The organism is Streptomyces sp. CB02056 (assembly GCF_001905545.1).
Taxonomy (GTDB): domain Bacteria; phylum Actinomycetota; class Actinomycetes; order Streptomycetales; family Streptomycetaceae; genus Kitasatospora.
This window is the reverse complement of sequence record NZ_LIPD01000018.1, coordinates 19892-37904: the sequence shown is the minus strand read 5'-3', so window position 1 is coordinate 37904 and position 18013 is coordinate 19892. Positions and strand designations below refer to the sequence as shown.

The 18013-nt window shown below is 72.2% G+C and carries 14 protein-coding genes; 7 read left to right on the top strand and 7 right to left on the bottom strand.

Annotated elements, in window-relative coordinates; all coding sequences use genetic code 11:
• Positions 1 to 149: 149 nt before the first annotated feature.
• The 3 genes from AMK13_RS35195 to AMK13_RS35185 are packed head-to-tail and all read left to right on the top strand — an operon-like array spanning position 150 to position 2963.
• Positions 150 to 959 (top strand): ABC transporter ATP-binding protein, encoded by an 810-nt coding sequence (locus tag AMK13_RS35195; RefSeq protein ID WP_049650781.1) that lies wholly within the window; start codon positions 150 to 152, stop codon positions 957 to 959.
• Positions 949 to 1866, top strand: a complete 918-nt coding sequence (locus AMK13_RS35190; RefSeq protein WP_369808280.1) for an ABC transporter permease — start codon at positions 949 to 951, stop codon at positions 1864 to 1866. The genes AMK13_RS35195 and AMK13_RS35190 overlap by 11 nt, the downstream gene beginning before the upstream one ends.
• Positions 1867 to 1901: 35 nt before the next feature.
• The gene (locus tag AMK13_RS35185) at positions 1902 to 2963 is read left to right on the top strand and encodes an ABC transporter substrate-binding protein (RefSeq protein ID WP_074005667.1); all 1062 of its coding nucleotides are present in this window, start codon (positions 1902 to 1904) and stop codon (positions 2961 to 2963) included.
• 57 nt (positions 2964 to 3020) lie between these two features.
• On the opposite strand, the gene AMK13_RS35180 is transcribed toward AMK13_RS35185, so the two are convergent.
• The 6 genes from AMK13_RS35180 to AMK13_RS35155 all read right to left on the bottom strand — a co-directional run bounded on the left by AMK13_RS35180 (position 3021) and on the right by AMK13_RS35155 (position 9993).
• Positions 3021 to 3923, bottom strand: a complete 903-nt coding sequence (locus AMK13_RS35180; protein ID WP_049650779.1) for a sucrase ferredoxin — start codon at positions 3921 to 3923, stop codon at positions 3021 to 3023.
• Between the two features lie 38 nt (positions 3924 to 3961).
• Positions 3962 to 4699 carry a hypothetical protein gene (locus tag AMK13_RS35175; protein ID WP_074005666.1) on the bottom strand — a complete coding sequence of 246 codons (738 nt, stop codon included), beginning with the start codon at positions 4697 to 4699 and terminating at the stop codon, positions 3962 to 3964.
• Between the two features lie 19 nt (positions 4700 to 4718).
• Complete coding sequence (locus AMK13_RS35170; RefSeq protein WP_074005665.1) at positions 4719 to 5777, bottom strand: hypothetical protein; 1059 nt, start codon at positions 5775 to 5777, stop codon at positions 4719 to 4721.
• A gap of 12 nt (positions 5778 to 5789) precedes the next feature.
• Positions 5790 to 7040: a hypothetical protein gene (locus AMK13_RS35165; protein ID WP_074005664.1), complete on the bottom strand. Its 1251-nt coding sequence runs from the start codon at positions 7038 to 7040 to the stop codon at positions 5790 to 5792.
• 7 nt (positions 7041 to 7047) lie between these two features.
• Positions 7048 to 7353: a type VII secretion target gene (locus tag AMK13_RS35160; RefSeq protein WP_107418945.1), complete on the bottom strand. Its 306-nt coding sequence runs from the start codon at positions 7351 to 7353 to the stop codon at positions 7048 to 7050.
• A gap of 189 nt (positions 7354 to 7542) precedes the next feature.
• On the bottom strand, positions 7543 to 9993 hold the full coding sequence (locus AMK13_RS35155; protein ID WP_074005662.1) for a DNA gyrase/topoisomerase IV subunit A: 2451 nt from the start codon (positions 9991 to 9993) through the stop codon (positions 7543 to 7545).
• A gap of 297 nt (positions 9994 to 10290) precedes the next feature.
• On the opposite strand from AMK13_RS35155, the gene AMK13_RS35150 reads away from it, so the two are divergent.
• The 3 genes from AMK13_RS35150 to AMK13_RS35140 all read left to right on the top strand — a co-directional run bounded on the left by AMK13_RS35150 (position 10291) and on the right by AMK13_RS35140 (position 14540).
• Complete coding sequence (locus AMK13_RS35150; protein WP_074005661.1) at positions 10291 to 11640, top strand: M16 family metallopeptidase; 1350 nt, start codon at positions 10291 to 10293, stop codon at positions 11638 to 11640.
• A gap of 20 nt (positions 11641 to 11660) precedes the next feature.
• A complete protein-coding gene (locus AMK13_RS35145) occupies positions 11661 to 13025 on the top strand; it encodes a M16 family metallopeptidase (RefSeq protein ID WP_074005706.1) in 1365 nt (454 codons plus the stop codon).
• Positions 13026 to 13346: 321 nt separating this feature from the next.
• The gene (locus tag AMK13_RS35140) at positions 13347 to 14540 is read left to right on the top strand and encodes an RtcB family protein (protein ID WP_074005660.1); all 1194 of its coding nucleotides are present in this window, start codon (positions 13347 to 13349) and stop codon (positions 14538 to 14540) included.
• A gap of 88 nt (positions 14541 to 14628) precedes the next feature.
• Here AMK13_RS35140 and AMK13_RS35135 read toward each other — a convergent pair whose 3' ends face one another.
• A complete protein-coding gene (locus tag AMK13_RS35135) occupies positions 14629 to 14910 on the bottom strand; it encodes an HPr family phosphocarrier protein (protein WP_049653316.1) in 282 nt (93 codons plus the stop codon).
• Positions 14911 to 15137: 227 nt separating this feature from the next.
• Here AMK13_RS35135 and AMK13_RS35130 point away from each other — a divergent pair, with 227 nt between their 5' ends.
• Positions 15138 to 17954, top strand: coding sequence for a bifunctional acetate--CoA ligase family protein/GNAT family N-acetyltransferase (locus AMK13_RS35130; RefSeq protein ID WP_241853168.1), 2817 nt, complete (start codon positions 15138 to 15140; stop codon positions 17952 to 17954).
• Positions 17955 to 18013 lie beyond the last annotated feature (59 nt).

The window sequence follows — 18013 nt, the reverse complement described above, 5'->3', positions numbered from 1 at the left end:
TCTGTCAGCCGCGTCCCCGCAGTTGTAGCGCAAGCAAAACGAGCAGAACACCCCTCTATGCGGAGAAGTCGCACTACGCGAAGAAGGCTCCCGCCGGGGCCGGGCCCGCTCCTACCTTTCCGGGGCAAGCACAGAACCGGGAGGAATGCATGACCGAGACCCCGGCGATCGAGCTGACCGGCGCGACCAAACGCTTCCGCACCCCCTCGGGGGCGTTGCACACCGCCGTCCGCGATCTCGATCTGACCGTCGCCCAGGGCGAGTTCGTCGCCGTCGTCGGCCCCACCGGCTGCGGCAAGTCCACCACGCTGACCCTGGTCAGCGGCCTGGAGGAGCCCACCGAGGGCGAGGTCCGGGTGTACGGCGAGCCCGTGCGCGGGATCGACCCCAAGGTCGGGTTCGTCTTCCAGCAGGACGCCGTCTTCCCCTGGCGCACCGTCCTGTCCAACGTGATGGCCGGCCCGCGCTTCCGCGGCGTGCCCGCCGCCGAGGCCAGGGAACGGGCCCGGGACTGGCTCGGCCGGGTCGGCCTGGCCGCCTTCGAGGACCGCTACCCGCACCAGCTGTCCGGTGGCATGCGCAAGCGCGTCGCGCTCGCCCAGACCTTCGTCAACGACCCGGCGATCCTGCTGATGGACGAGCCGTTCTCGGCCCTGGACGTGCAGACCCGGGCCCTGATGTCGGACCAGCTGCTGGAGCTGTGGGCCGGTACCGGCTCGTCGGTCGTCTTCGTCACCCACGACCTGGACGAGGCCATCGCGCTCGCCGACCGGGTCGTCGTCATGACGGCCGGACCGGCCACCGTCAAGGAGGTCTTCACCGTCGACCTGCCGCGCCCGCGCACCGTGGAGGCCGTCCGGCTGGAACCGAGGTTCGTCGAGCTGTACCGCGAGATCTGGGCCTCGCTCGGCGAAGAGGTGCGCATCACCCGGGAGAGAGGAGCGGGTCGTGCCGCTTGAGACCGCGTCCGATTCCGTGCCCGAGTCCGTGTCGGGAGCCGCGCCGGGAGCCGCGCCGGCCGGCGCCGGGAAGCCCCCGGCCGTCACGACGAGGACCGAGGCCCGCGAACGGGCCGCCCGCAACCGCCGGTTGGTCGTCTACGGCGCCCGGGTCGCGGTGCTGCTCGCCTTCCTCGGGCTCTGGGAGGTCTGCGCCCGCACCGACGTCATCGACCCGTTCAACTTCTCCCAGCCGTCGAGGATCTGGGACCAGATCTGGCAGTGGGTCACCCACGGCACCGCGCAGGGCTCGCTCGGCGAGCAGATCGGCTACACCCTGTACGAGGCCCTCGCCGGCTGGGTGATCGGCGTCATCGGCGGCGTGCTGCTGGGCATCGCGCTCGGCCGGATCCGCTTCCTGGCCGACGTGTTCGGGCCGTACATCAAGGTGCTCAACGCGATCCCGCGGATCGTGCTCGCGCCGATCTTCCTGATCTGGTTCGGCCTCGGCCCGGCCTCCAAGGTCGCCTCCGCGGTGGTGCTGGTGTTCTTCCCGGTGTTCTTCAACGCCTTCCAGGGCGCCCGCGAGGTGGACCGCAACCTCGTCGCCAACGCCCGCATCCTGGGCGCCGACAACCGCAGGGTCACCCTCCAGGTGGTCATCCCCGCCGCCACCACCTGGATCTTCACCAGCCTGCACGTCAGCTTCGGCTTCGCGCTGATCGGCGCCATCGTCGGCGAGTACATCGGCGCCACCAAGGGCCTCGGCCTGCTCGTCGCGGCCGCCCAGGGCACCTTCAACGCGGCCGGTGTGTACGCGGCCATGACCATCCTCGCCGTCGTCGCGCTGCTCACCGAGGGGCTGCTGACCTTCGCCGAGAAGAAGCTGTTCCGCTGGAAGCCCGCCGACGCGGGCGACGGCCGCTGAACCTCCCCCGCCCGTACGAAGAGAGGCCCCTACCCATGCGCAGAACGGCTGCCGCCGCCCTCGCCGCCCTCCTGCTCCTCCCGCTCTCCGCCTGCGCCAACGACGCCGCCACCGCCGGACACGGCGCGGTCGCCGCCCCCGCCGGGCAGCAGGTCGACGGACCCAAGGTCAAGATCATGGTCGGTGGCCTGGACAAGGTCATCTACCTGCCCGCGATGCTCACCCAGCGGCTCGGCTACTTCGCCGAGGCCGGCGTCAACGTCGAGCTGATGACCGAACCGGCCGGCGTCAACGCCACCACCGCGCTGCTCGCCGGGGACGTCCAGGGCGCCGTCGGCTTCTACGACCACACCATCGACCTCCAGGCCAAGGGCAAGAAGGTCGAGTCCGTGGTGCAGTTCGCCCAGGCGCCCGGCGAGGTCGAGGTGGTCTCCAGCAAGCAGGCCGACGCGATCAGGTCCGGCGCCGACTTCAAGGGGAAGAAGCTCGGCGTCACCAGCCTCGGCTCCTCGACCGACTTCCTCACCAAGTACCTCGCGGTCAAGAACGGCACCGCCGTCAGCGAGTTCAGCCCGATCGCGGTCGGCGCCGGCCAGACCTTCATCGCCGCGCTCCAGCAGGGCAGCATCGACGCCGGGATGACCACCGACCCGACCGTCGCCGCCGTCCTGGACAAGGGCCTCGGCAAGGTCCTCTACGACATGCGCACCCCCGAGGGCTCGCGCGAGGCGCTCGGCGGGCTCTACCCGTCCTCGTCGCTGTACATGAACACCGACTGGGTGGAGAAGAACAAGGACACCACCCAGAAGCTCGCCAACGCCTTCGTGAAGACCCTCACGTGGATGTCCACCCACAGCCCCGAGGAGATCGCCGCGAAGATGCCCGCCGACTACGCCCAGGGCGGCGCCGAGCAGTACGCGGCGGCGATCAAGGCGACGCTGCCGATGTTCACCACGGACGGCGTGATGCCGGCCGACGGGCCGAAGACGGTGCTCTCGGTGCTCGCCGCGTTCCACCCGGACGTGAAGGGCAAGGAGGGGTCGATCGACCTGGCGAAGACCTACACCACGGAGTTCGTCGCCAAGGCCGCCGGCTGAACCCCGCCGCCGACAGCGGTCCCGCGCCCACCCCCACGGGCGCGGGGCCGCTGTGCGTCAGAGCCCTCGTACGGACAGCACGTCCATCCGCGACGGCGTCCCCGCCGCCTTGCCGCAGCTCTCCGGACGCGCCGGCTCGCTCACCGTCTCGATCACGTCCACCTCCCAGGACCGGCCGTCCCGGTGCAGCACCGTCACCAGCCAGCGGCGCTCACCGTCCGGCCGCTGGACGAGCGTCAACGCGTCCACCCCGGTCTCGCCGGTCGCCAGCCGCACCGCGTGCTCGGCCGCCTGGCCCGGACGCTCCCAGCCCGAACAGCCGCGCGACCACTCCGGCACCGTGTGCCCGGCCGCCGTCGCCGCCAGCACCTCCTTGGCGGTCTCCGGCGTCAGCCGCCCGTACGCGTAGCCGTACGGCAGCACCAGCATCGTGGGGGAGAAGCGGTGCCCGCCCAGGTGGGTGACCTCCCACACCTCGCTGTGCCCGGCCGCCGCCAGCTCCGCCGCGAGCGGACGGCCCAGCAGCGCGCAGCAGCGGTCCCGCCGCCCGTTGGTGCACACCAGGGCCACCGGGCCGCCGACGTGCTCCGCACCGAAGCCGGTGTGGTCCCCGGCGCCCAGCGCCGCGAAGTCCAGGCCCAGCAGCTCCGCCGGATCCGCCACCGCCGCCCGGCGCACCCAGTCGCGGCCCGGCACCGTGTGCGCCACGAGCACCTCGTGGCGCGGGGTCGGCAGGCAGTCGGCGTGCCGCCCGGGCCGCCGGATCAGCGCCACCCGCACGCCCGTCCCGGCCGCGGCCGCCTCCAGCGCCCGCCCCACCGCCGCGTCCAGATGGCTCTCGCCCAGCGCCTTCGCGCCCCACGGACCGTTCTGCTCCACCAGCAGCCAGGTGCTCGCCACCGCCGCCGTCGCGGCCAGCGGCTCCGAAAGTTCACGCGACACGGTCGCACAAGTGCTCACGCCGGCAAGGCTACCCTCAGCTGATCACCCTCACTCGATCACCCGAAGGCGGCCTTCACCCGCTGCGCGACCTCCTCGTCCACCGTGTCGTACATCGGCTCGGAGACGGTCGGGAGGTCGGCGAACTCCAGGTGGATGCTGCGGACGACGTCCGCGAACAGCTCCGAGTACAGCACCCAGTCCTCCGGGCACGGGGTGCTCAGCTCCAGCGAGAGCAGCTGCGACTCGTTCGGCAGCGGCAGGTGCACCTGGATCACCGAGGTGGTCAGCACCCCGTCGACGAGCGGGACCGCCAGGCCGTCGAGCGGGGTCGACCCGTCGTCCACCGCGGTCGCCACCGCGTCGATCACCGCGACGGCCCGCCCGGCCGGCAGCTCGACCGCCGTCACCTCCGCCTCCGGACGGGACAGGGCAAGCCGGGTGAGCAGGAAGTCCACCGCGCCGGGGTAGTCGGTGCCCTCCAACGGGCACAGCGAGGCGGTGATCGTGGCCATGCTCGGACGGCCGCCCACGTCCACCAGGCACATCCCGGCGTGGATCACCCCGGCCTCGGCCATCGACGGGATCAGCCCGGCCAGCATCATGGCCCAGGCGGCCCGGTCCTCCTCGGACCGGGCGGCCAGGACCTCGCAGACCATTTCCCAGAGCTCCTCCGCCACCTGTTCCTCGGTGCCGAACACGGGTACCTGGTGGAAGGCGGGCGGGACGATGAAGCGGATCTGGAGTGGTGCGTCCTCAGCGGGATCGGGGCGGTCGGCTGTCGGAGTGCCGGACATCGGGAGCCTTCCACTGAGGTCATGCGGGCTTGCGGATGCGGTTGCGGATGTCCAGCCAGGACGGCGGGACGGGGACCGGGACGCCGTACGTACGGGCCTCGATCAGCAGGTCGAGGTAGGCGTCGGCACGCTCGCGCAGGCCGGAGCGGCGCCAGGTCCAGAGCTCCTTCAGCGCGGGGACTGCAGCGAGCAAGCCGATGGCGATCAGGCCCGTCCCCAGGGAGACGAGCTGTCGGCGGTACTCGGCACCGGCGGGGTCCATGCCCATGGGAGCGACGACCATGCCGGCGACCACGGTGAGGAGGAACGTCCTGCCCCAGAGGCTGATCCACCGGCGGGACCGCTGCACGGCGGTGAGCAGTCCCCGGACCGCCTGTTCGTCCAGGAAGTCGACGCCGTGCGGAGCACTGAGTTCGCGGGCCCGGCCGGCCAGGGCCCAGTGGCGCGCGAGTGCTGCGGTCGGCAGTACCGGGAACTTCGGGTCGATCACGGCGTCGGCCGGCCACCACGAGGTCGGCTGTGTCGCGGCCGGCTGCGGGGGAGCCGGACTGGTGGAGGACGTGCCCCGGGCGGCCGGCGGCTGTGGTGGAGCGGTCGCGCCTTCCTCCCACGAGGCCCGCTCGGCGGCGACTCCCCACTCGGGGGGGATCGTGACCGTCAGACCGGCTCCCCGTGCCCGGTTCAACAGGCCCACGTACGTGGTGAAGTGCACGGAGGCGGTCTTCTTCTCCGCCTCCCAGGACATGCCGCGGATCCCGATCCAGATGCCGACGGGGATCGCAAGGACGGCCGCCACCAGGCCGGCCACCTGTCGTCCCTCGGCCGGCGAACTCATCGATGCGCCGAAGAACACGGCACCCGCGATTCCCCCGATGATGAACAGGCCGGCCAGTTCGGAGTACCAGTCCTGCTGGTTCCGCATCCGCAGGTGCTTGGTCACCACATCGCGGGCCACGTAGTCGTGCAGCAGGTTGATTCCGTAGAGCGTTTCGGCCCGTCGCGCGGCCTCGGCCACCTCGGGCACCGAGGCGATCCGTCCGCCCTCGACGGGGAGCGTGGCATGGAGGTCCTTGGCCATGGGTCTCTCCTCTCAGCCGACGGCGTTCAGGAACGGGGCGGACGCCGGCCGGACTGCGGGCCTCGCGAGCGGCCCGGGAAGCACGACGGGCTGCGCCGCCGCCCTTCTCTCGATCGCTTTGTCCACTTGCTTGTACGCGCCGTAGACGATCGAGGCCGCCTTCGCACTGGCCGTGACCTTCGCGGGATCGAGCGCCGACAAGCGGGACGCGACCTTGTCCGAGAAGACGCGGGCGACATTGGGCGCCCTTTCCGACTGGCTGAGCCAGCTCGCGCCTTTGGGTATCCACGTGGTGACGGCCTTGGTCGACATCGGAAGCCTGGCCATGGCGAGCGCGCTGCCGCCGGCGTTCGCGGCCCGGGTTCCCTTGGCGGCGGTGGCGAAGCCCTTGACCAGCCCGTAGCCGGGGATCAAGCCCAACGAGTCCAGCCCGAGGGTCATCCACGACACGTCCTTGCCACGGAGCTTGGCGATGCCGTGCCCGCTCAGCGCGCCCGCGCTCGTCAGCACGGCCCCGGCGACCAGCACCGGACCGAACGGGGTGAACAGCGCGGCGATCGTCAGTCCGGCCGAGATCATGGACAGGATGTCGGCATGGTCGGACAGGAAGTCCAACGACTTGTTCCAGGCCTTTTTCACGTTGTCCAGCATCCGCTTGAACAGGCCCGGGTCCGGCGGGTGGTGACGGGACGCCTCCACGATCGCCTTGGCGGCGGCCTCGGCCTTGTGCCGGTGGTCCTCCAGCTGCTTGTGGGCGCGCTTGATGACCTCGTCGAGCTGGTGGTGGCAGCGGGTGCTGGCCTCCCGGGCCGCGTCGAACTGCGCCTGGGCGCGGTTGATCACGTTGTCGGCGGTCTGCCCGCCGTTCTGCGCGTAGCCCTTCAGGGTGTTGCCGAGGGAGGTGACCTGGCCGTCCGTGTCGGCCAGCCGCGTGCGCAGCTCGACGGCTTCGGCCTCCATCGTGCGGCCGGTGGTGATCATGCCGGAGAGCTGGGTGTGCCAGGCCTTGAGGGCCCGCGAGCAGGCGGCCATCGACTCGTGGCCCTGGGTGAGGTACTTGGGCAGTTGGCCCAGCTTGTCGGCGAACTTGCGGGCCGCCTCGCCCTCCCAGGCGCCGCCGTCGGAGCCGATGCCGGCGAGTGCGCTCCGCAGTTCTTCCAGTTCCCGGGCTACGGCGTCGACGTCCGCGTACATCTTGGCGATGCCCGCCAGGTCCCCCGGGGCCGGGCAGAAGCCGAGGCCCGGCCAGTTCTTGTCACCCATGGTGGAGTCAGTCCCTGCTGCCGGCTGCGCTGTAGGCCTTCGCGACGCCCTGTTCGTTGTCCGTGTAGGCCTTGAGTGATTCGTCCAGGCCCTCGTGGAGGTTGTGGGCCAGCTTGCCCATCCGACCCATCGCTCCGTGCCAGTGGCGTTCGAAGCCCAGGCATGCCGAGTCGAGCCACGCGTTGCCGGTCTGGCGGGCGATCCCGGCGTTCTCCAGGCTCTTGGCGACCGTCTTCATGCGCTTGGCGCATTCGTCGAGTTGCTTGGACACCGTTCTCATCCGGTCCATGTCGATCTTGAATTGATCGGTCAACTCCCCATCCCCCCAAGGATTGTGACGCGGTGTGGAGCACCTGTTCGGTGAACCTAACCCATGGGAGGGCAAAGTTCAGGCCATGACCGGGAATTGGAGATCGCCGTTCCGCAATCCCGGCCGGGCGGGCACGAAAAAGCGGAGGGGCACCGGACGATGTCCGGTGCCCCTCCGCTCGGGCGGGAGCCGCTACGCCGGGCCGGCGACCACCGCGATCGGGGTGGTGACCGGGGTGCCGGAGCCGTCGCGGCGCGGGTCGCGCTCGGGCAGGTCGACCGGGGCGCCCTTGGCGGTGGCGGCGCGGGCCGGGGCGGCGCCGGCCCAGGCGAAGGCCAGGGCGTCCTCGCCGCGCAGGAAGCGCTGGCAGCGCACGCCGCCGGTGGCGCGGCCCTTGCGCGGGTACTGCTCGAACGGGGTGACCTTCCAGCTGGTCTGCTCGCCGTCGGAGAGCGTGCCCGTGGCCGTGGCCACCGAGACCACCACCGCGTCCGCCGCCGGGTCCACCGCCGTGAAGGACAGCACCCGCGTGCCGTCCGACAGCTTGATGCCCGCCATGCCGCCCGCCGGGCGGCCCTGCGGACGCACCTGGCCCGCCGGGTAGCGCAGCAGCTGGGCGTCGGAGGCGATGAAGACCAGGTCCTCCTCGCCGGTGCGCAGTTCGACCGCGCCCACCAGCTCGTCACCCTCCTTGAGGGCGATCACCTCGAACTCGTCCTTGTTCGCCGGCCACTCCGGCACCACCCGCTTCACCACGCCCTGCAGCGTGCCCAGCGCCAGCCCCGGCGAGGACTCGTCCAGGGTGGTCAGCGCCAGCGCCCGCTCCCCGTCCTCCAGCCGCAGGAACTCGCCCACCGCGGCCCCGCCCGCCAGCGTCGGCGACGGTGTCGGCGGCAGCGCCGGAAGGTCGATCACCGGCAGTCGCAGGACCCGGCCCGCGGACGTGACCACGCCGACGTCCGCCCGTGCCGTCGCGTGCACCGCCGAGACGATCACGTCGTGCTTCGCCCGCTTCTCCGACTCCTCGAACGGCTCGCCGTCCGCCGTCCGCGCCAGCAGGCCCGTCGACGACAGCAGCACCCGGCACGGGTCGTCCGCGACCTCCAGCGGCACCGCCAGCGCGGCCGAGGGCACCGCCCCCGCCTCCAGTAGCACCGTGCGCCGCTCGGTGCCGAACTGCTTGGACACCGCGCCCAGTTCGGACGACACCACGCTGCGCAGCTTGGTGTCCGACTCCAGGATCTCGGTCAGGTCCGCGATCTCGGAGGTCAGCTTCTCCTTCTCCTGCTCCAGCTCGACCCGGTCGAAGCGGGTCAGCCGCCGCAGCGGGGTGTCCAGGATGTACGCGGTCTGCGTCTCCGACAGCGAGAAGTGCTCCATCAGGCGTTCCTTCGCCTGCTGGGCGTTGTCACTCGACCGGATGATCGCGATGACCTCGTCGATGTCGAGCAGCGCCACCAGCAGGCCCTCGACCAGGTGCAGCCGCTCCTCGCGCTTGCGGCGGCGGAAGTCGCTGCGCCGGCGCACCACGGTGAAGCGGTGGTCGACGTAGACCTCCAGCAGCTCCTTGAGCCCCAGCGTCAGCGGCTGCCCGTCCACCAGCGCCACGTTGTTGATGCCGAAGGTCTCCTCCAGCGGCGTCAGCTTGTACAGCTGCTCCAGCAGCGCCTCCGGCACGAAGCCGTTCTTCACCTCGATGACCAGCCGCAGCCCGTGCTCGCGGTCGGTCAGGTCCTTGACGTCCGCGATGCCCTGGAGCTTCTTCGCGTTGACCAGGTCCTTGATCTTCGAGATGACCTTCTCCGGGCCGACGTTGTACGGCAGCTCGGTGACCACGATGCCCTTGCGGCGGGCCGTCACCGCCTCCACCGTCGTCGTCGCCCGGATCTTGAACGTGCCGCGGCCCGACTCGTACGCGTCCCGGATGCCCGACAGGCCCACGATCCGCCCGCCGGTCGGCAGGTCCGGACCGGGCACGAACCGCATCAGCGTGTCCAGGTCCGCGTTCGGGTGCTTGATCAGGTGACGGGCCGCAGCCACCACCTCGGACAGGTTGTGCGGCGGCATGTTCGTCGCCATGCCGACCGCGATGCCCGTCGCGCCGTTCACCAGCAGGTTGGGGAACGCGGCCGGCAGCGCCAGCGGCTCCTGCTCGCTGCCGTCGTAGTTGGGGCCGAAGTCGACGGTGTCCTCGTGGATCGACTCCACCATCGCCATCGAGGCGGCCGTCAGCCGCGACTCGGTGTAGCGCATCGCGGCCGGCGGGTCGTCGTTGCCCAGCGAACCGAAGTTGCCGTGCCCGTCGATCAGCGGCAGCCGCATCGAGAACGGCTGCGCCATGCGCACCACCGAGTCGTAGATCGACTGGTCGCCGTGCGGGTGCAGCCGGCCCATCACCTCGCCCACCACGCGGGCGCACTTCACGTGCGCGCGCTCCGGGCGCAGGCCCATCTCGTTGGCCTGGTACAGGATCCGGCGGTGCACCGGCTTCAGGCCGTCCCGCGCGTCGGGCAGTGCACGCGAGTAGATCACCGAGTAGGCGTACTCCAGGAAGGAGCCCTGCATCTCGTCCACGACGTCGACGTCGAGGATCCGCTCCTCGAAGTCTCCGGGCGGCGGGGTCTGCGAACTGCGGCGGGCCATCGCGGCGGGGCTCCCTTACGTGTCGCTGGCTGTGTCTCGGTCGGTCGCCGAACGCCGGGGGGCGGTCGTCGCTCGTCTCCGCACCGTCCCGCCGCCGGACCCGTCAACCGGGCGCCGTCGACAGGGCGCGGCGCCCCCATTGTGGACCCTCGGGCCGACACTCCCGGTCAGCGGCCCTCTTCCGCCCCTGGCGAACGGCCCCGTCCGCGCGGACACGAACACGGCTCCCGCACGTTGCACCACAATGGGGGACGCCACACGAACCCCCGACATCGACGACGGGAAGGACCCGAGCGCATGGCCAACCCGGCCCCCGCCTCCAGCCGAGGCATCGCCATCACCGAGCACCGCCTGGCCAACGGCCTGCGCGTAGTCCTCTCCGAGGACCACCTGACCCCGGTCGCCGCCGTCTGCCTCTGGTACGACGTGGGCTCCCGGCACGAGGTCAAGGGCCGCACCGGCCTCGCCCACCTCTTCGAGCACCTGATGTTCCAGGGCTCGGCCAACGTCACCAACAACGGGCACTTCGAGCTCGTCCAGGGCGCCGGCGGCTCGCTCAACGGCACCACCAGCTTCGAGCGCACCAACTACTTCGAGACCATGCCCGCCCACCAGCTGGAGCTCGCGCTCTGGCTGGAGGCCGACCGGATGGGCTCGCTGCTCGCCGCGCTCGACGAGACGTCCATGGAGAACCAGCGCGACGTCGTCAAGAACGAGCGCCGCCAGCGCTACGACAACGTCCCGTACGGCACCGCCTTCGAGAAGCTCACCGCGCTCTCCTTCCCCGACGGCCACCCGTACCACCACACCCCGATCGGCTCCATGGCCGACCTCGACGCGGCCACCCTGGAGGACGCCCGGACGTTCTTCCGGACGTACTACGCGCCCAACAACGCGGTCCTCTCGATCGTCGGCGACATTGACCCCGAGCAGACCGTCGCCTGGGTCGAGAAGTACTTCGGCTCCATCCCCGCGCACGACGGCAAGCAGCCCCCGCGCTCGGGCGAGCTCCCCGAGACGATCGGCCGCGAGATCCGCGAGGACGTCCACGAGGACGTCCCCTCCCGCGCCCTGATGGCCGCCTACCGCCTTCCGCACGACGGCACCCGCGAGGCCGACGCCGCCGACCTCGCCCTCACCATCCTCGGCAGCGGCGAGTCCAGCCGCCTCTACAACCGGCTGGTCCGCCGCGACCGCACCGCCGTCGCCGCCGGCTTCGGCCTGCTGCGGCTGGCCGGCGCCCCCAGCCTCGGCTGGCTCGACGTCAAGACCTCCGGCGACGCCACCATCGAGCAGATCGGCACCGCCGTCGACGAGGAGCTCGCCCGCTTCGCCGCCGAGGGCCCCACCGCCGAGGAGCTCGAACGCGCCCAGGCCCAGATCGAGCGCGAGTGGCTCGACCGGCTCACCACCGTCGCCGGCCGGGCCGACGAACTGTGCCGCTACGCCGTCCTGTTCGGCGACCCGGAGCTGCTCAACGACGCCCTCCCCAAGGTCCTCGACGTCACCGCCGAGGAGGTCCAGGCCATCGCCAAGGCCCGGCTCCACCCCGACAACCGGGCCGTCCTCGCCTACGAGCCGACCGCCGCCGCCGAGACCGACGCCGACTCCGACGCCGCTTCCGAAGAGGAGGGTGCCGCCGTATGAGCACCGACTACGTCCCCGCCATGACCTTCCACCCGCAGCCCCGGCCGGGCACGCCCAGCCCCTGGGACTTCCCCGCCCCCGAGCGGGCCGCCCTCGGCAACGGCATCACCGTCCTGCACTGCCACCGGCCCGGCCAGCAGCTGGTCGCCGTCGAGGTCCTGCTCGACGTCCCGCTCGCCGCCGAGCCCGAGGGCCTCGACGGCGTCGCCGGCATCCTCGCCCGCGCCTTCAGCGAGGGCACCGACACCCTCAGCGCCGAGGAGTACGCCGCCGAGCTGGAGCGCGCCGGCGCCACCCTCGACACGCACGCCGACCACCCGTGCATCCGGATCTCCCTGGAGGTCCCCGCCTCCCGGCTCCAGCGCGGCCTGTCCCTGCTCGCCGACGCCCTGCGCGCCCCGGCCCTGCCCGAGGCGGAGATCGAGCGGCTGGTCGCCAACCGCCTGGACGAGATCGTCCACGAGCAGGCCAACCCCGCCCGGCGCGCCGCCAAGGCCCTGTACGCCGAGCTCTTCGACGCCGCCGACCGGCTCTCCCGGCCCCGCGCCGGCACCGCCGACACCGTCAAGTCGATCGACCGCGCCGCCGTCAAGGCCTTCTACGACGGCCACGTGCGCCCCGCGACCAGCACCGTCGTGGTGGTCGGCGACCTCACCGGCGTCGACCTGCCCGCGCTGCTGGAGAGCACCCTCGGCACCTGGACCGGAACGGCCGCCGAGCCGTCCGTCCACGCCCCGGTCACCGGCGACGACCACGGCCGCGTCGTCATCGTGGACCGCCCCGGCTCCGTCCAGACCCAGCTGCTCATCGGCCGGATCGGACCCGACCGCCACGACCCGGTCTGGGCCGCCCAGACCCTCGGCACCTACTGCCTCGGCGGCACCCTCACCTCCCGCCTCGACCGCGTCCTGCGCGAGGAGAAGGGCTACACCTACGGCGTGCGCGCCTTCGCCCAGCCGCTGCGCTCGGCCGCCGACGGCAGCGGGCGCGCCATGCTCGCCATCAGCGGCTCGGTGGACACCGCCTCCACCGCCCCCGCGCTGGCCGACACCTGGGTCATCCTGCGCACCCTCGCCGCCGAGGGCCTCACCGACGCCGAGCGCGACGAGGCCGTGCAGTTCCTGGTCGGCGTCGCCCCGCTGAAGTACGAGACCGCGGGCTCGGTCGCCGGCACCCTGGCCGACCAGGTCGAGCAGTACCTGCCGGACGACTACCAGGCCGAGGTCTACCGGCAGCTCGCCGAACTGCCCACCGCCGCCGCCACCGAGGCGGTCGTCGCGGCCTTCCCGCCGGACCGCCTGGTCACCGTCCTGGTCGGCGACGCCGCCGTGATCGCCGACGACGTGCGGGCGCTCGGCATCGGCGAGGTCACCGTCGTCAGCTGACGGCCCCTCCCGGAACACCCTCCGGCCCGGTGGAGCATCCGCTCCGCCGGGCCGGACGCGTTTTTAAATCCGTTGCGGGCCGCGCCCGTTCCGTGGATAGATGTTCCCCGACGCACAGCACGTGCGAAATGCGACGAAGGAAGGGAGGCGGTCACCATGCGGGTCGAGCAAGCCATACGACGCTCCCCGAGGCCGTATTCCCCCTGCACCGTCGCCCCGGGCGCCTGAGCCCCACCCCCCTGAACTTCCCCGAGCCGCGCCGGGATTCCTCGCGCGGCACCACCTTCCCCGAACCACCCGACCCCTGGAGGTCGTTCACCCATGTCGTACACCGAGGTACCCGGCGTCCGCGTCCCGATCCGGATGTGGACCGACCCGGCCACCGTCGAGGGCCAGGCCCTCCAGCAGCTGCGCAACATCAGCTCGCTGCCCTGGCTGCACGGCCTCGCCGTGATGCCCGACGTCCACCTGGGCAAGGGCGCGACGGTCGGCTCCGTCATCGCCATGAAGGACGCGGTCTGCCCGGCGGCCGTCGGCGTCGACATCGGCTGCGGGATGAGCGCGGTGAAGACCTCGCTCACCGCCGAGGACCTCCCGGACGACCTCTCCGGCCTGCGCCGCGAGATCGAGCGGGCCATCCCGGTCGGCCGCGGCCTGCACAGCGACCCGGTGGACCCGTCCAAGCTGCACGGCTTCCGCACGGCGGGCTGGGACGACTTCTGGCAGCGCTTCGACGGCATCGCGGAGGACGTCAAGTGGCGGCGCGGGCGGGCGATGCAGCAGATGGCGACGCTCGGCGGAGGAAATCACTTCATAGAACTGTGCGTTGATACGACTGATGCGGTCTGGCTGATGCTGCACTCCGGATCGCGCAACATCGGCAAGGAGCTGGCCGAGCACCACATGGGCGTCGCCCGCTCGCTGCCGCACAACCAGGGCCTGATCGACCAGGACCTCGCGGTCTTCCTCGCGAAGACCCCGGAGATGGGTGCCTACCGGCAGGACCTGTTCTGGGCCCAGGAGTACGCGAAGCTCAACCGCGCGCTGATGATGGCGCTCTTCCAGGACGTCGTCCGTCGGGAGTTCACCAAGGCCGGGGTGACCTTCGACGAGGTCATCAGCTGCCACCACAACTACGTGTCGGAGGAGCGGTACGACGGCGTCGACCTGCTGGTGACCCGCAAGGGCGCGATCCGGGCCGGCTCCGGCGATCTCGGGATCATCCCCGGCTCGATGGGGACGGGTTCCTACATCGTCCGCGGCCTGGGCAACGCGTCGTCGTTCAACTCGGCCTCGCACGGCGCCGGCCGCAAGATGAGCCGCAACGCCGCGAAGAAGCGGTTCACCACCCAGGACCTGGTCGAGCAGACCAAGGGCGTGGAGTGCCGCAAGGACGGCGGCGTGGTGGACGAGATCCCGGGCGCCTACAAGAACATCGAGAAGGTCATCGAGCAGCAGAAGGACCTCGTCGAGGTGGTCGCGCACCTCAAGCAGGTCGTCTGCGTCAAGGGCTGACCAGGCCGGCCGGAGCACGGCGGCCGGAAAGCCGATCGGGGTGCCGCCGGAATCCGGCGGCACCCCGATCGGGTGCGTGCTGCGAGGCTCAGGCCGCGGCGGGGAGCTCGTCGAGGCCCTCGGAGACGAGCTTGGCGAGGCGGTCGAGCGCGTCGTCGGCGTTCTCGGCGTCGGAGGCGAGGATGACCTCGTCGCCGCCCTGGGCGCCCAGGCCGAGGAGGCCGAGCATGGAGGCGGCGTTGACCGGGTTGCCGCCCGGCTTGGCGATGGTGATCGGCACGCCGGTGGCCGTGACGGCCCGGACGAAGACGGAGGCGGGACGGGCGTGCAGGCCCTCGGCCCAACCGATGGTGACGCGGCGCTCAGCCATGAGACGTGCCTTTCCGGTGAAGCTGGTCACGGCCGTGCTCGGTGAGCGGGGGGAAACGGCCATGTTGTCTAGACCAGTGTTGCACGCAGGCGGCCCCTGGGAACCGCAGCGTTCAGGACTTGTGATTGTTTCTTTTCGGGGCATAAACCCCGGTCGACGGCCCTGTCCACCCTGCCGTGAGCACGCGCCCGGCGCCATTCGGCTCGCCGCCGGATAACCTGACGAATGTGGAAGACCCCGCGGTGGCGAAGCCCGCGCAACCCGACTATCCGCAGCACTGGGAAGCGGACATCCTGCTGCGTGACGGAGGTACGGCCCGGATCCGGCCGATCACCCCCGACGACGCCGGACGGCTCGTGGAGTTCTACGGGCAGGTGTCGGACCAGTCCAAGTACTTCCGGTTCTTCGCCCCCTATCCGCGGCTCTCCGACAAGGACGTCCGCCGCTTCACCCACCACGACTTCGTGAACCGGGTGGGCCTCGCGGTGGTGGTCCGGGACCGCTTCATCGCCACCGTCCGGTACGACCGGATCGACGCGGAGGGGCGCCCCTCCGAGACCGGCACCGACGCCGAGGTGGCCTTCCTGGTGCAGGACGCCCACCAGGGCCGCGGCGTGGCCTCCGCCCTGCTGGAGCACATCGCGGCGGTCGCGCAGGAGCGCGGCATCCGCCGCTTCCAGGCCGAAGTGCTGCCGGAGAACCGGAAGATGGTGAAGGTCTTCACGGACGCCGGCTACACCCAGCACCGCAGCTTCGCCGACGGCGTGGTGCACCTGGAGTTCGACCTGGAGCAGACCGACCGCTCGCTCGCCGTGATGCGCGCCCGCGAGCACCGCGCCGAGGCGCGCTCGGTGCAGCGCCTGCTCACCCCGCGCTCGGTGGCGGTGATCGGGGTCTCCCGCACCCCGCAGACCGTCGGCCGGGCCATCCTGCGCGACCTGCTGGGGGACGAGGCCCCGGCCGACCGCCCGGTGTACGCGGTGAACCGCAACGCCGCGCCCGGCACCGAGCTGGACGGCGTCCCGGTCCACCGTTCGATTCTGGACATTCCAGGGCCGGTGGACCTCGCGGTGATCGCCGTCCCCGAGGGCGCCGTCCCGGCCGCCGTCGCCGAGTGCGGCGCCCACGGGGTGCAGGGCCTGGTGGTGGTCACCGCCGGCTACGCGGAGACCGGCCCGGAGGGCCGGGACCGGCAGCGCGCGCTGGTCCGCCAGGCCCGCGCGGCCGGCATGCGGGTGATCGGCCCGAACGCCTTCGGCCTGATCAACACCGACCCCGGGCGCCCGCTGAACGCCTCGCTCGCCCCGCGCCTGCCCGGCCGCGGCGGCTTCGGGATCTTCTGCCAGTCCGGCGCGATCGGCGTGGCCCTGCTGGAGGCCTCCCACAAGCGCGGCCTCGGCGTCTCCTCCTTCGCCTCGGTCGGCAACCGTTCCGACGTCTCCGGCAACGACTTCCTCCAGTACTGGGCCGAGGACGAGGCCACCCAGGTGGTGCTGCTGTACCTGGAGTCCTTCGGCAACCCGCGCAAGTTCACCCGGATCGCCCGCCGGCTGGCCGCCGTCAAGCCGGTCGTGGTGGTCAAGGGCGCCCGGCACACCGGCAGCCTGCCGCCCGGCCACGCCGTCCCCGCCACCGCCACCGGCCTGCGCGACGCCACCGTGGACGCGCTGTTCGAGCAGGCGGGCGTCATCCGGGTGTCGACCATCACCGAGCTGTACGACACCGGCGAGCTGCTGGCCCAGCAGCCGCTGCCGCCGGGGAACCGGGTCGCGGTGGTCGGCAACTCCGACTCGCTCGGCCTGCTCACCTACGACGCCCTGCTGAGCGCCGGCCTGCGCCCGTGCACGCCCGTCGACCTCACCACCGCCGCGACCGGCGAGAACTTCCGGATCGCCCTGGACGTCGCGCTCGCCGATCCGGCCGTGGACGCGGTGATCGCCGTCGCCATCCCGCCGATCGGCACCTCCGCCCACGCCTTCATGGGCGGCCGGCTGACCGGCGAGGACGACCCCGCGATGGGCTCGGACGACCCGGAGATCGCCGCCGCGCTGCTCGAAGCCGGTGGCCGCGCCCGGGAGCTGGGCAAGCCGCTGGTGCTCACCCACCTGGCGCTGACCGACCTGCCGGTCCGGCTGCGCCCCGGCGGCATCCCCGCGTACGCGGCGCCCGAGCGGGCTGTGCACGCCCTCGCCCACGCCGTGCACTACGCGCAGTGGCGCCGCCGCACGGCCGCGGCGGAGGAGACGGCGCGCGTCCCCGAGCTGGACCGGATCGACGAGCCCGGCGCCCGCCGGCTGGTGGAGGCGGCGCTGAGCACCCGGGCCGCCGTCGCCGCACGCACCCAGCCCGGCGGCGCCCGGATCACCCTGTCCGAGGCCGAGGCGCAGGAGCTGCTGGCCCGCTACGGGATCGACGTCTCGCCGGTGCGGGCGGCCCCGGACGAGGAGGCCGCCGTCGCGGCCGCCGCGGCGCTCGGCTACCCGGTGGCCCTCAAGGCGACCGCCCCGCACCTGCGCCACCGCCCCGACCTGGGCAGCGTCCGGCTGGACCTGACCGACGAGGCGGGCCTGCGCCGCGCCCACCGCGAGCTGGACGCGCTGCTCGGCGGCGCCGCGCAGGCCGAGCTGGTGGTCCAGCGGATGGCGCCGCGCGGCGTGGACACCGTGATCGCCGCCACGGTGGACCCGGCGGTCGGCGCGATCCTCTCCTTCGGCCTGGCCGGCGCCCCGGCCGAACTGCTGGGCGACACCGCGCACCGACTGGTTCCGGCCACCGACCAGGACGTCGCCGGGCTGATCCGGGAGGTGCGGGCGGCGCCGCTGCTGTTCGGCTGGCGCGGCGCCGAGTCGGTGGACACCGACGCGCTGGAGGAACTGCTGCTACGGGTGTCGCAGCTGGTGGACGACGTGCCGGAGATCGCCTCGGTGGATCTCGAACCGGTGGTCGTGGCCCCGCACGGACTGGCGATCCTGGGGGCGCGGGTGCGGGTGGCGCCGCTGCCGGTCCGCAGCGATCTGGGCCCGCGCGCGATGAGCACGCTGTAACCTTCCTTGGTTGCGCCCTGCCCGGGCGCTGTTGTCCGAAGCTCGGCGCCGTGCCGCCC

What these genes read in the sequence shown, in the direction of transcription:
- AMK13_RS35195 (WP_049650781.1), top strand. Translation starts at nt 150, where the DNA reads ATGACCGAGACCCCGGCGATCGAGCTGACCGGCGCGACCAAACGCTTC.
- AMK13_RS35185 (WP_074005667.1), top strand. Translation starts at nt 1,902, where the DNA reads ATGCGCAGAACGGCTGCCGCCGCCCTCGCCGCCCTCCTGCTCCTCCCG.
- AMK13_RS35175 (WP_074005666.1), bottom strand. Translation starts at nt 4,699, where the DNA reads ATGTCCGGCACTCCGACAGCCGACCGCCCCGATCCCGCTGAGGACGCA.
- AMK13_RS35170 (WP_074005665.1), bottom strand. Translation starts at nt 5,777, where the DNA reads ATGGCCAAGGACCTCCATGCCACGCTCCCCGTCGAGGGCGGACGGATC.
- AMK13_RS35165 (WP_074005664.1), bottom strand. Translation starts at nt 7,040, where the DNA reads ATGGGTGACAAGAACTGGCCGGGCCTCGGCTTCTGCCCGGCCCCGGGG.
- AMK13_RS35155 (WP_074005662.1), bottom strand. Translation starts at nt 9,993, where the DNA reads ATGGCCCGCCGCAGTTCGCAGACCCCGCCGCCCGGAGACTTCGAGGAG.
- AMK13_RS35150 (WP_074005661.1), top strand. Translation starts at nt 10,291, where the DNA reads ATGGCCAACCCGGCCCCCGCCTCCAGCCGAGGCATCGCCATCACCGAG.
- AMK13_RS35145 (WP_074005706.1), top strand. Translation starts at nt 11,661, where the DNA reads ATGACCTTCCACCCGCAGCCCCGGCCGGGCACGCCCAGCCCCTGGGAC.
- AMK13_RS35140 (WP_074005660.1), top strand. Translation starts at nt 13,347, where the DNA reads ATGTCGTACACCGAGGTACCCGGCGTCCGCGTCCCGATCCGGATGTGG.
- AMK13_RS35135 (WP_049653316.1), bottom strand. Translation starts at nt 14,910, where the DNA reads ATGGCTGAGCGCCGCGTCACCATCGGTTGGGCCGAGGGCCTGCACGCC.